This window comes from Thalassotalea montiporae (genome assembly GCF_053485855.1).
On the sequence record NZ_JBQRUO010000010.1, the window covers coordinates 1 to 12,505 of the forward strand.

Here is a 12,505-nt window from a genome sequence, read left to right on the forward strand (position 1 = left end):
TTAATTTTGGCAAACCGAAGTTTGCTTATTTGTAAAATCAACATCATGTGAATGCTCACACAAATTGCATGATAACTAATTGTTAAAGAACTGAATCTTTCGATTCAAACAAAACATCGCACTCGTGTTTTGTGGCTGCTCTCTCGTTGAGAGCGGATGCGCATTTTACGCTTCCTAGTTTTGATGTCAACAACTTTTTGAAAAAATCTTTAATTCATTTTTCTAAGTTATCTGACCCGTTTACTCAGCAAACTTGCTCACTAAACTTATCAAAACACTTCGTTGGGCTGCCCCGTTGAAGATGTGGCGCATTTTAGACACTTTGAGAAAAGGATCAAGCACTATTTTCAATTATTTTACCGTTCGCACACTTATTGTACAAAACCCGTGTTTTATTGGGTTTTAAAAAGGATCCTGCCCCTAAAACGCTGCTTTTATAATCTTTAGGGATTAAAAAGTAGATCCTTAATTCGACCATTAAAAATAAAACTTTTATTCCAAGGAATGTTTATAAATAACGAGTTACGCTGTCTTTCGCTTCTAAACACTTAATAATTACTAGAAAACAGGGTTGCACAAGCATTCCTCTGGGCAAAGAGATCGGTAGGCTTAATAACTTAAAGTTGCACTATCGATAAAGCTGGGTAACATAGCTTTGTATTTATACAATTTTTACAATAATAATTTCAGGTATAACTTATGAAGTCTTCTCAAGTCATTACAGCATTTGCTTTAGCTATTGTTATGGGGGTTATTGCTTTTCTGGTTGCCAACACACTCGGTAAGGACGCACCTACTATTGCAGTAAGTGCAGCATTAGGTGCGTTGGTTGCAAATATTATCTCGTCATTACTCAATAAACAGAGTGCTAGCCAAAGCGCTGACGAGCAGGTTAACAATAATTCTGCTTCTGGTATTAATGGGGATATCAAAACGCTTTATGTTGGTAATTTACCTTACCGGGCAAATGAAGCAGCGGTCAGAACATTGTTCTCCGCGCATGGCGCAGTTCATTCTGTGCGTTTAATGAAAGATAAGCATACTGGTAAACGCAGAGGTTTTGGATTTGTTGAAATGGCTGCCGCAGATACAGCAGGTGCGATTTCGGCGTTAAATGATTCAGAGTTTCAACAACGCACACTGAAAGTCAGAGAAGCGAAAGAGCGACCGGAAAGAACAGAAAGCAGCGTTCAATAATACCTAAGCTTCTCTAGCCTAGCGACACAAACCAATAAAGACAAAAAGCCCGGTATGAATAACCGGGCTTTTTATTGTTACATCTCTTTGTGCTTACTTAGTCTTGCTCTCTCGCGATTGCACGATATCCAATATCGGTTCTAAATTCGACATTATCCCAGCTTATTTGGTGTAACAGTTCATACGCCGCCTTTTGCGCTGTTGTAACATCTTCACCTAATGCAGTTGCACATAACACCCGTCCGCCTGCAGTTACTACCTGTTCGTCTTTCAACGCAGTGCCAGCATGAAACGTTTTACGATCGTTTGCTGTGTTGATTTCCAAGCCTGAAATTACATCACCTTTGTTATAACTACCTGGGTAACCACCAGCGGCCAAAACCACCCCTACTGCAGCGCGAGGATCAAAGTTGATCTCTTTACCCGCTAATTCGCCCTGACATGCAGCTGTACATAATTCAACAAGGTCTGATTGCAAACGCATCATGATAGGTTGAGTTTCTGGATCACCAAAACGGCAGTTATATTCAATTACTTTTGGCGTGCCATCCTCTGCGATCATTAAGCCTGCGTATAGAAAGCCAGTGTATGGTGCATCTTCTTTTGCCATGCCTTCTACTGTTGGCATGATCACTTCTTTCATAATGCGATCATGAATTGCCGGTGTTACCACAGGTGCTGGAGAGTATGCGCCCATACCACCTGTGTTTGGGCCTTTGTCTTCGTTATATGCACGCTTATGATCTTGACTTGTAGCAAATGGCAATACGTTTTTACCGTCAACCATGACAATAAAGCTTGCTTCTTCACCTGTTAAGAATTCTTCGATAACTACGCGATGGCCAGCATCGCCAAAAGCGTTACCTGCCAGCATATCTTTAATCGCATCTTCCGCTTCTTCAAGTGTCATCGCAACGATTACACCTTTACCTGCCGCTAAGCCGTCAGCTTTAACCACAATAGGTGCACCTTGCTCACGAACATAAGCTAATGCTGGCTCAATTTCCGTGAAATTAGCATAGGCTGCAGTTGGAATGTTGTGGCGCGCTAAGAAGTCTTTGGTGAATGCCTTTGAACCTTCCAATTGCGCCGCTTTAGCTGACGGACCAAAAATAGTTAAACCTTCGGCCTGAAATGCATCAACTACACCATCAACTAATGGTTGCTCTGGGCCAACAATGGTTAGCGCAATTTTATTTTGTTTAGCAAAAGTCACTAATGCTAGAATATCGCCAACTGAGATTGCAACATTTTCCAGTTTATCTTCTGTACTGGTACCCGCATTACCCGGTGCGACAAATACTTTTTCGACTTTAGTAGATTGCGCCGCCTTCCATGCAAGGGCATGTTCACGACCACCACTGCCAATCACTAATACATTCATTGATAACTTTTCCTAACTAAAATAATAAAGAAGAGTAGTGAGTGTTTTGTTAAATGCTTTAAAACTCAATACTCTTCTTAAAGGGTTAATCTTTACCAATATAAAGATCTACATTGTAAAGATTTACATTTTTACAAACTTCAGCGTCATACGGTCACTTTCACCGATCGCCAAGTACTTTTCTTTATCCTGCTCTTTTAAACGTAATACAGGTGGCAACGTCCAAACGCCTTTCGGGTGATCAGCAGTATCTTTCGGGTTAGCATTAACTTCGCTTTTCGCCGCTAATTTGAAACCTGCCTTTTCTGCTAAATCAATCGTCATTTGTTCAGGGAAGTAACCACTGCGTTTGTTTTCTTCCCATTTTTGACTGGTTGGCATTCTGTGCTCAACAACACCTAGTACACCACCGCTTTTAAGTGCTTTATGTGCATCTTTAAACACTTGCAGCACACCTTCTTCACCCCAGTTGTGTAGGTTACGGAATGTTAAAACAAGGTCAGCTGTTCCTGCCGGAGCAATTTCTGAGGCAACTCGTGGCGTGAAGTTAGTTAGCTCTACTTTGCTAAATACTTCATCACTCGCCATTTTTTGCTCTAAACGGCGACGAGATTTGCTGAAATAGTTATCTTCACCGGTATCTGGGTAGTGAGCACCGTAAAACTTACCGTTGGCTTTTAGCGCAGGAGCAAGAATTTCAGTGTACCAACCACCACCAGGTGCCATTTCTACTACGGTCATGTCTGGCTTAAAACCAAAGAAAGCTAATGTTTCTTTTGGATTACGGTAAACATCACGCGCTTTGTTTTTGGCACTACGGTGATCGCCGTTAATTGCTTTCATTAGCTCAAAGCTAGTTGCGGCTTGTTTACCGTGAGATTCATGGGTATGTGCCATTGCAGGCAATGACGCCATAGTCAGTGAAATAAGTGAAGCGCTGAGTACTGTTTTTATTGTGTTCATAGTTCTTCCATAACAAGGGTTGTAAGTGATAATAACTAGACCCGTAAAGTTATAGCAGAATTCGTTAAAAGATTCAGTGAAGCTGGTTGCCACTTGTCGTTGGAAACCAGCACTTTAACTATTTCAGTTAGTTAGCTAACCAACTGAAATAGTTTGCCGCCTTGAATTAAAGACGGATATGGCATTAATGACGGAAATGACGCATACCAGTAAATACCATCGCCATACCGTGCTCATCAGCCGCTGCGATAACTTCTTCATCACGCATTGAGCCACCCGGTTGAATAACGGCAGTAATGCCTGCTTCTGCTGCCGCATCAATGCCATCACGGAATGGGAAGAAAGCATCAGACGCCATAACTGACCCCGCCACTTCCAAATTTTCATCCGCAGCTTTAATGCCGGCCACTTTCGCTGAATAAACACGGCTCATTTGACCAGCGCCAACACCAATCGTCATTGAGTTTTTCACGTAAACAATGGCGTTTGATTTTACGTACTTAGCCACTTTCCAGCAGAATTTTAAATCGCGTAATTCTTCTGCTGACGGTTGACGCTTAGTGACAACTTTCAGCTCATCATCAGTAACACGGCCTTGGTCGCGATCTTGTACTAATAATCCACCGTTAACACGTTTGTAATCTAACCCTGTGGTTTGTGACTGCCACTGACCACATTCAAGAACACGAACATTAGGCTTTGCGGCAACAATTTGCGCTGCAGCTTCTGATACTTTCGGTGCAATGATCACTTCAACAAACTGTCGTGAAATAATCGCTTCCGTGGTGTCAGCATCTAACTCGCGGTTAAAGGCAATAATGCCACCAAATGCTGAGGTTGGATCGGTTGTATAGGCACTTTCGTAGGCAGCTAAAATATTATCGCCAATTGCAACACCACACGGGTTAGCATGCTTGACGATAACACACGCTGGCTCGTCGAATTCTTTCACACACTCTAACGCTGCATCTGTATCAGCGATGTTATTGTATGACAGTGCCTTACCTTGAATTTGTTTCGCGGTAGCAACTGATGCTTCTTCTGGCTGTGCTTCAACATAAAACGCCGCGTCTTGATGAGAGTTTTCGCCGTAACGCAAATCTTGCGCTTTGACGAATTGGCTATTGATGGTGCGTGGGAATTTATTCTTGTTGTCAAAGCCAACTTCGCTCTCAGCAGTGTTGTCACGCTTTTCACAGTTTTTAGCGTACGCTGGCAACATTTGGCCAAAGTAGTTAGCGATCATGCCATCATAACTTGCCGTGTGCTCGTAAGCCGCAATCGCTAAATCAAAACGGGTCTTGTAGGTAAGCGAGTCACTATTGGCACCCATTTCTGCTAATACGCGATTGTAGTCATGGGCGTTAACAATAATCGTCACGTCTTTGTGGTTCTTAGCCGCAGCACGTACCATGGTTGGGCCACCGATATCGATGTTCTCAATGGCATCTTCTAGTGAACAATCATCGTTAGCGACGGTATTAGCAAATGGGTATAGGTTTACCACCACCATATCAATGGCATCGATGTTGTTCTCTGCCATCACAGCTTCATCTGTGCCACGACGCGCTAAAATACCGCCATGCACTTTTGGGTGAAGCGTTTTAACACGGCCATCCATTATTTCAGGGTGACCGGTGTAATCAGACACTTCAGTGACGTTAATACCATTATCGGCAAGTAATTTTGCCGTGCCGCCAGTAGAGAGTAGTTCAACACCTTTTTGCGCAAGTGCTTGCGCAAACTCTACAATACCAGTTTTATCAGAAACACTTAGTAGTGCACGTTTGATTGGGCGTGGGGTATCCATTGCTATTTCTATTACCTGTATCTTTAGTGATGTAGTCTGGCCTGTGACATATATCCGTGGCAAAACCGATAATTGTTTATCTTGTCTCGTGATAAACAACTAGTGGCTGTCGCTCCTGCGATTTAAATTCTACTTCTATTTCTTCTTACTTTCTTGCGCTCAGTGCGTTCACGTTTTGCGCTTTTAGTCTAGCAGTTCAAATGCTGACTGATTGGTTCACTTTTCCAAGTGCCAAAAACAAAGAAAGCACCCTAAGGTGCTTTCTGATAATGCGATATTAGTTCATACCGTATTTTTTCAATTTCTTGCGAAGTGTACCGCGGTTGATACCTAGCAAGTTTGCTGCGCGGGTTTGGTTGCCGCGAGTGTAAGTCATTACTTCTTCTAGCATTGGCGCTTCGATTTCAGATAGTACTAATTCGTACATATCGTCAACATCATTACCGTTCAATTGTGATAAGTAGTTTTTGATAGCGATTTTCGCTTGAGTGCGTAGTGGTGACGCCTTCGTAGTTTGCTGCTGAATATCAGTTACATTGGTAATGAAAGGAGAAGAAATATTTTGTTCAAACATAAAGTTCAGACTCTTATCTAGTTAAGTTATCAAAATACATGTTTAACGCTTCGAGCTGTTCGCTAGTTGACTCGAGGCCATTAAAACTTGATCGAAAATTTTTACCCTGGTCGTGCGTTTGCATATACCAAGACACATGTTTACGAGCGATTCTCACGCCCATGAAGTCACCATAAAACTGGTGTAAATCACCTACATGTCCCAATAATATTGAGCGCACTTCCTCCATTGAAGGCTCAGGTAGTACCTCACCTGTGTCGAGATAATGGTTAATCTCGCGAAAAATCCACGGTCTACCTTGGGCAGCGCGACCAATCATGATCGCATCTGCATTGGTGAATTCGAGTACTTCTGCGGCTTTTTGCGCAGAAGTAATATCACCATTTGCAACAACAGGAATCGAAATTGCTTTTTTAATTGCCTTAATCGTTTGGTACTCGGCATTACCTTTATAAAAGTCACAACGAGTTCGACCATGAACAGCTAACGATTGAATACCGTTGTGTTCAGCAATTTTGGCAATTTCAATACCATTGCGCGTGTTTTCACACCAACCCGTTCGTATTTTCAGCGTTACTGGCACATCCACCGCTTCGACTACAGCCTGAACAATTTGTTCTACTTGATCTGGGGCTTTAAGCAACGCCGAACCGGCGAGTTTTTTATTTACTTTCTTGGCTGGGCACCCCATATTGATGTCAATAATTTGGGCACCGTTTTGCACATTAACCTGAGCTGCAAACGCCATCTCCTGAGGGTCAGAACCAGCAATCTGAACAGAACGAATACCCGCTTCCGCGCTATGTACCATTCGTAACTTAGATTTTTCTGTATTCCAGACCTTAGGGTTCGCCGACACCATTTCAGATACCGCCAAACCAGCGCCCATCTGACAACATAATTGTCTAAACGGTTTATCGGTAATGCCCGCCATTGGCGCAAGCATTGCCTTACTTTTTAGCTGGTAGCTGCCTATCTTCACTGCTGCTTTTTTGAGCTCTTGGTCAAAAGGGCGCACAGTTTACGTGTTTTTTTTAGGATTGAAAAGGATATAAATTGAACAAATTTTGTTTTTTTTTGATTTTTTAATATTGACTTTTGAGTTAATTTTTAAACGTGCAGAAAATGCACAAAAGTTATCAACTTTGCACAATTTTCTGCTTGACTTTTTTTCTGAAGTATCTGCTCTATTTTTAGCTACAAACCCCAGAAAGCCTGACCCACTCGTCTTGCACCTGAATTGGATCCATGGTGCACCACTGCCCGTAAATCGTTTGTAATTCCGGCGCCTGATTTTCCAATACGCCAGAAAGTGCCAGTAAACCCTTGTCACCAACAAACTCGATTATCGTTGGCGCTAACTCTTTTAATGGGCCAGCCAGAATGTTGGCAACAACTACATCAGCTTTCAGGCTGGGTTGGTCTTTAGGTAAATAAAGCTCAAGTCGGTCTTCACAACCATTGCGTTTAGCATTTTCAAGACTGGCTTGCAGCGCTTGTGGGTCAATATCAATACCAATCACTTTTTTCGCGCCAAGTTTAAGCGCAGCCAGTGATAAAATGCCTGAGCCACAACCAAAGTCGACGACCGTTTTATCGGTGAGGTCTAAACCATCTAGCCAAGTTAAACACAATGCAGTTGTCGGGTGCGTACCCGTACCAAAGGCAAGGCCAGGGTCAAGCATCACGTTTACGGCTTCAGGATCCGGCACTTCGCGCCAGCTAGGGCAAATCCATAAACGTTCACCAAACTTCATGGGATGGAAGTTATCCATCCACTCTCGTTCCCAGTCTTTGTCTTCTAATTGCTCTAGCTTATACGCCATTTCGGCTTTTTCTGGGTGAATAGATTTAAGGTAACTAATGACCTTTTCCATATCGTGTGCAGCATCAAACAAGCCCATGACTACAGTATTAGCCCAGTAAATCACTTCATCGCCCGGTAAGGGTTCGTAAATTGGCGTATCTTGCGCGTCAATAAAGGTAACGGCTTGTGCGCCAGCAGCGCTTAACCAGTCACTGTATTTTTCAGCCGTTTCTTCATTGGCTTGTAACCTTAATTGTATCCAAGGCATTGGGTATCTCTGTCAGAACATTTATACTAAAGTTTATCATTCATCGCCTGTAGAAAGTAATACTCTCTACTATCCCTTAACGATAATAGCCGTATATATAAGTAGGATATGATGGACAAATCAAAGCAAGGTTGGCCAATCGCCCTGATAGTTGCAGCAGCGTTTGCTTGCTTTTCTAGTTTAAGCTTTAGCCAGCAACTTAAAGTGCAGATTGTTACTGAGCACTTAGCACCATTGCAGATAAATGTGCCGAACCAACCTCCCAGCGGGGCGATGGTAGAAATTGTTGAGCGCCTTCTTAACGACAGTGAAATTGAAGGGGAAATCAAATTTTACCCTTGGGCTCGCGCTTATCAAATCGCACAACAGCAAGCAAATACACTAATTTTCTCTATTGTTCGCACCCCCAGCAGAGAAGGGAGATTTCACTGGCTGTTCCCCTTGGTAAACGATAGTGTGCATTTGGTGCGTTTAAAGTCGCGACCGGAACTCACTATTTCGACATTAGAACAAGCCAAACAGTACCGCATTGGCGTTCATCGCTCAGATATTATTCATCAGTATTTGCAAGCTAAGGGGTTTACTGATGACCATAACATCTTGCTGAATTCTTCTTACGCCAGTGCGTGGCTGGCGCTCTTAGAAAGAAAAGTTGATTACATCACAGCAAATAAATTTATGTGGCAAGCGCAGCAACAAACAAGCCACGAGGCATTTCAAGCGGTAGAGTCAGCTTTGATTTTAGATGACCTTCAACAAGGGCATTACCTTGCTGCCAGTTTGAATACCTCCCCTATCATCATTAAAAAATTGCAAAAAGCACTGGAAAAGTTAAAACAAAGCGGACAATATCTGGCGATATTACAGAAGTGGCAATTGGCTGATTGATGAAATATTTTCCCGTTTTTTTAGATGCACGTTTTATCCGCGCATTGGTCATTGGGGGTGGCGAAGTTGCCGCCCGTAAAATTGAATTGCTATTAAAGTCGACCACAAACATCACGGTAATGAGCAGCAAGCTCAATCCAACCGTGCAACGTTTAATTAAGGAACACGATTTAACATGGCTTGCACACGCCTACGAGCCGGGTCATATGAACGACTTGTCAATGGTTATCGCCGCAACAGACGACCCACATGTCAATGCTGAAGTACAAGAAGAAGCAAGCAGCCTTGGCTTGTTAGTGAATGTCGTTGATCAACCAGACCTATGCTCATATATCACGCCAGCCATCATTGACCGTGATCCGATGATAGTGGCTATCTCAAGCTCAGGAAGCGCACCAATTCTAGTTAGAATGCTGCGCGAACAAATAGAACGCATTATGCCCGCCGCTTACGGCAAACTGGCAGATTTCTCATTCAAGTTTCGAGATCATGTCAAAGCACGTGTCAAGGGCTTGTCTAATCGCCGCCAATTTTGGGAAAACACATTGCGAGGCAGTATCGGTGAGAATATTTTATCGGGGCGAGTAACCGAAGCAGAGCAACAACTATTCACTAGCTTAAAAAGCGAAATACCACCACAGCAAGGCAGTATTACCTTTGTTCATACCATGACAGGTAACCCAGACAACATGACGTTAGCGATTCACAAAGCTTGTCAATTTGCGGACGCGGTGTTTTATGATGAGCAAGTTAATTTAGAATTACTGGAATATGTGCGTCGTGATGCGGAAAAGTACCCGCAATCGATTGCTTCTAGTATTAGTGTGAATTATCAGCACGCAATTGAACTAGCAGAACGGGGCAATCGCGTTATCTACTTTTTAGACGGCTATGAGCCGCTGCCTGCCAACAAAGCATTGCAGGAAAGCACCATACTCAAGCAAACGTTCGTGTGCGGCAGCTAACTCTTCTTACCTGTATTTCTCTACACTACACCTTAGCTACACATATCTTGATTTAAGCGTCTTAAACAGGCGCTTAGCCCTCGTTCAAATAAAAGTCAATACACTGGCTTGCGAAAATGTAATTTATTGTTAACATAAGTTGCTTATACCAATTGAATTAATGAGTTGGATATTGATACCCAACTTAAATGATCGAACCGTCATTGAAATTGGTAGTAGTGATGAAAGCAACGTATCTCTTTTTGCTGACACGATAACAATAACGATAAAGCTGGAGCCGCCACGGCACGCAGCAAACTCAACAATTGATATAGACAAGCTAACAAGCTAGCAACATGGATCTGTATTAGTAATGGACATCATACAGGGTTGAACAAATGAGTATTACTGTAGTTACTATTGCGGCGATTTTAGCCGTACTGACTATTTATTTTCTAATAAATAGCTATGCGCCACTGACCAACAAGATAAACAGCGCAATTGGTATCTCAAGTCGTTCTCGAGCACTTACGTATCTTATTGTTGGCCTTCTAGGCTATGTGCCACTTTATTACTACAACGACTTTGACAACAAGCTCAAGCTAGCAAACCAATATGGTTATGATAACTATCAAAGCTACCAGCAAGAATTGCAACGAGCAACCAGGCATGAGCTTGAGTTAACCAAGTACCAAGCCATTATGGTTAATGCTAAGCAAGCTGGATTCGATGATTACCTAGCGTATCAGCAACATCTTGAAGCGCAGTCTTACGACTATCCAGATTATCAAAGCTATAAACGTGATTTACAGCTAGCTAAAAGTTATGGCTTTCCACTGGAGGTTTATCGCGTTGCTAAAGAAGATGCCAGTGCCCAAAATTTTGAATACTTTGATGACTACTTGATCGCCCGTGAAAAAAACTCGCTGAAAAAGAAACTTACTTTGGTACCGAGTTCAGATGGTGATTTTACGATAGACAATGTGCCCTTAGGGGCAAAAAAGAACGAGTTATTATCGCTTATTGAAAACTGTAAAATTAGCCAAATGCCCGACTATAGTTTTCCGATCACCAAAACGCTGGCACCGCGAAAAGAAGCCTTGGTTGATCACTTCTTTCCAGAAACCTCTACTAACAGTAACTTTGGTTTAACCAACTACAATATGAACTTTTCGGTGATGCCGGGTTTAGATCTCAAAGCCATTACCAAGTATGAAATGAAATGTGATGAAGGCCGATATGATCTTTGGTTCCTGAACTCAGATAACACCTTAGTCTTCTATGAAAAAACCCTAAAAATGCCAAACGTCTACCAATTTGATAGAACGCTTGAGCGTCTTGAACGAATTTTTTGGGCAAAGTGCGACGACGAATTTGAAATTGGCTTGGAAACTAGTTTTGAAGAGCATGGTACAAGAGCCGTGAAAAATATGTACTGCAAGAATTTCCAAGACTACATTATTGCCACCATAGTTGACGGCCCAATTATTACTGGGGTAAGACAGGAGCCAGATATCCATATTGGTTACCTCAGCCAGCGTCAATGGAAGAAATACATTAACAATCTACACTCGGTTAAAGGCAAACGCGGTATTACGCAGTTTTCACAAAACGATGGCAAGAACAAAACCAGAACGTTTGAAAGCCGTATCTAGCTTCAAGTAACTTTAAGTTTTTTACTCAACAAGAAACCACTGACAAAACAAAAGGCTGCACTAATGGCAGCCTTTCTTGTTAAAACTAAAAACTACTTCCAGCGCAGCGGCATAAGCAAAGGTTCAGCGGGTGCTTGCATGCCACACATCTCATCGTAAGCGCTCTGGTGCTCCAGCCAAACTTGTTCAAAGCTGTGATCGCTAAAGTGTTCGCGAACACTGGTGATACTTTGAAAACGCAGCGGCCTGTTATGTTTATCCAATACTAGGTGACTACTACTGCCATCTCGCTGTTCAGCAAGATACGTATTACCTTCAAGCGACTTGATCAGTAAATCCATCTCAGTTTCCTCACTAGGTTTTGATAGGTTTTGAATAGGTCATTACGCCGTTTAATAATAAAAAGCCCAATGTGCCCATGATATTACTTGAATAGAATTTTCAAGACTTAATCCCTATGGTAGACTGGCCAACAAGCAACAACGCTAATCAACATTGCCAACAGTTTCACTAACATTATGAATTTAGAAGATTTAATCTCCCAAGCACAACAAGTATGTGAAAAACGCGGTGCTCGTTTAACGCGTGCACGTGCGGAAGTACTGAAACTATTGGCGCAGCACGACGGTGCCGTCGGTGCGTATGACTTATTAGCGCAACTACAAAAAACCGATCAAAGTGCTAAGCCAGCCACTATTTACCGTGCGTTGGACTTCCTAAGTAAGCAAGGATTTGTCCATAAAATCGAGTCGATTAATGCCTTTGTTATGTGTCACCACATCAGCGATTGTAACCATCCAGTTCAGCTGCTTATTTGTGATGAGTGTGGCCACGTTGAAGAAATTCAGTCAAATAACCTAGATCTCGCATTACGTGCAATGGCAGATGCCAGCGGTTTTGATATTAGCCATCAAATTGTTGAAGCACATGGCCGCTGCCAACGCTGTCATTAAACCCAACGATTTAATAACCCCCCACATATTTTATCGTTACACTATAACAATTAGCCATTCAT

The 12,505-nt window shown here is 42.5% G+C and carries 12 protein-coding genes; 5 read left to right on the top strand and 7 right to left on the bottom strand.

Annotated elements, in window-relative coordinates; translation table 11 throughout:
- Nucleotides 1-699: 699 nt before the first annotated feature.
- Nucleotides 700-1,197: an RNA recognition motif domain-containing protein gene (locus ACSLUR_RS18070; protein WP_115998776.1), complete on the top strand. Its 498-nt coding sequence runs from the start codon at nt 700-702 to the stop codon at nt 1,195-1,197.
- Nucleotides 1,198-1,294: 97 nt separating this feature from the next.
- Here ACSLUR_RS18070 and purD read toward each other — a convergent pair whose 3' ends face one another.
- The 6 genes from purD to prmA all read right to left on the bottom strand — a co-directional run bounded on the left by purD (nt 1,295) and on the right by prmA (nt 8,003).
- The gene (purD, locus tag ACSLUR_RS18075) at nt 1,295-2,581 is read right to left on the bottom strand and encodes a phosphoribosylamine--glycine ligase (protein WP_448556697.1); all 1,287 of its coding nucleotides are present in this window, start codon (nt 2,579-2,581) and stop codon (nt 1,295-1,297) included.
- 123 nt (nt 2,582-2,704) lie between these two features.
- Nucleotides 2,705-3,535 carry a class I SAM-dependent methyltransferase gene (locus ACSLUR_RS18080; RefSeq protein ID WP_448556752.1) on the bottom strand — a complete coding sequence of 277 codons (831 nt, stop codon included), beginning with the start codon at nt 3,533-3,535 and terminating at the stop codon, nt 2,705-2,707.
- Between the two features lie 193 nt (nt 3,536-3,728).
- Complete coding sequence (gene purH / locus ACSLUR_RS18085; protein ID WP_448556698.1) at nt 3,729-5,354, bottom strand: bifunctional phosphoribosylaminoimidazolecarboxamide formyltransferase/IMP cyclohydrolase; 1,626 nt, start codon at nt 5,352-5,354, stop codon at nt 3,729-3,731.
- Nucleotides 5,355-5,631: 277 nt separating this feature from the next.
- Complete coding sequence (fis, locus tag ACSLUR_RS18090; RefSeq protein WP_115998772.1) at nt 5,632-5,928, bottom strand: DNA-binding transcriptional regulator Fis; 297 nt, start codon at nt 5,926-5,928, stop codon at nt 5,632-5,634.
- A gap of 13 nt (nt 5,929-5,941) precedes the next feature.
- Entirely contained in the window at nt 5,942-6,910 is a 969-nt protein-coding gene (gene dusB / locus ACSLUR_RS18095) for a tRNA dihydrouridine synthase DusB (protein ID WP_448556753.1), read from the bottom strand.
- A gap of 211 nt (nt 6,911-7,121) precedes the next feature.
- Complete coding sequence (gene prmA / locus ACSLUR_RS18100) at nt 7,122-8,003, bottom strand: 50S ribosomal protein L11 methyltransferase (protein ID WP_448556699.1); 882 nt, start codon at nt 8,001-8,003, stop codon at nt 7,122-7,124.
- Between the two features lie 108 nt (nt 8,004-8,111).
- Between prmA and ACSLUR_RS18105 the strand changes: the two genes are divergently transcribed.
- The 3 genes from ACSLUR_RS18105 (at nt 8,112) to ACSLUR_RS18115 (ending at nt 11,490) form a co-directional block, all read left to right on the top strand.
- Nucleotides 8,112-8,891: a substrate-binding periplasmic protein gene (locus ACSLUR_RS18105; protein WP_448556700.1), complete on the top strand. Its 780-nt coding sequence runs from the start codon at nt 8,112-8,114 to the stop codon at nt 8,889-8,891.
- Nucleotides 8,891-9,856, top strand: a complete 966-nt coding sequence (locus ACSLUR_RS18110) for a siroheme synthase (protein ID WP_115998769.1) — start codon at nt 8,891-8,893, stop codon at nt 9,854-9,856. The genes ACSLUR_RS18105 and ACSLUR_RS18110 overlap by 1 nt, the downstream gene beginning before the upstream one ends.
- Nucleotides 9,857-10,233: 377 nt before the next feature.
- On the top strand, nt 10,234-11,490 hold the full coding sequence (locus ACSLUR_RS18115) for a hypothetical protein (protein WP_448556701.1): 1,257 nt from the start codon (nt 10,234-10,236) through the stop codon (nt 11,488-11,490).
- Between the two features lie 92 nt (nt 11,491-11,582).
- Here the strand turns inward: ACSLUR_RS18115 and ACSLUR_RS18120 are convergent, their stop codons facing one another.
- Complete coding sequence (locus ACSLUR_RS18120; protein WP_448556702.1) at nt 11,583-11,831, bottom strand: DUF6482 family protein; 249 nt, start codon at nt 11,829-11,831, stop codon at nt 11,583-11,585.
- A gap of 177 nt (nt 11,832-12,008) precedes the next feature.
- Between ACSLUR_RS18120 and zur the strand changes: the two genes are divergently transcribed.
- Nucleotides 12,009-12,443, top strand: coding sequence for a zinc uptake transcriptional repressor Zur (gene zur / locus ACSLUR_RS18125; protein ID WP_116015529.1), 435 nt, complete (start codon nt 12,009-12,011; stop codon nt 12,441-12,443).
- The last annotated feature ends 62 nt before the right edge of the window (nt 12,444-12,505 follow it).